This window comes from Parafrankia sp. Ea1.12, assembly GCF_900465275.1.
Taxonomy (GTDB): Bacteria; Actinomycetota; Actinomycetes; order Frankiales; family Frankiaceae; genus Parafrankia; species Parafrankia soli.
The window spans coordinates 1-458 of sequence record NZ_UBIZ01000748.1 but is presented as its reverse complement, the minus strand read 5'-3'; the positions used below and the strand labels follow the sequence as shown (position 1 = coordinate 458).

Below are 458 nucleotides of genomic sequence, written 5' to 3'. Positions count from 1 at the left end.
CCCCGGAGGGTGCGGCCGTCCCGGGTCCGGCGGCTCGGCCGGCCGCACCCTCCGGGGAGCCTGGCGCCACGACCTGGAGGCGTCCGTCGTCGTCTTCCTGGTGGCGCTTCCGCTCTCGCTGGGCATCGCGGTCGCCTCGGGCGCCCCGGTGGTCGCCGGCATCATCGCGGCGGTCGTCGGTGGAGTCGTCGCCGGCGCCGTCGGCGGAGTCCCGCTGCAGGTCTCCGGCCCCGCGGCCGGCCTCACCGCGGTGGTGGCCGAGATCGTCGCCACGCACGGCTGGCGGACCGCCTGTTTCGTCACCGCCGCCGCGGGCGTGGTGCAGATCCTTTTCGGCCTGAGCCGGGTCGCCCGCGCGGCCCTGGCCATCTCACCCGCGGTGGTGCACGGCATGCTCGCCGGCATCGGCCTGACGATCCTCGTCGAGGGCGGGGCCTTCGGTCTCTGACCGAAGCCCA

At 76.4% G+C, this 458-nt stretch carries 1 pseudogene; it reads left to right on the top strand.

The window, feature by feature from the left end:
• Nucleotides 1-427 (top strand): annotated as a pseudogene (locus FMEAI12_RS36065) (SulP family inorganic anion transporter); the annotation flags it as partial.
• Between the last annotated feature and the right edge of the window lie 31 nt (nt 428-458).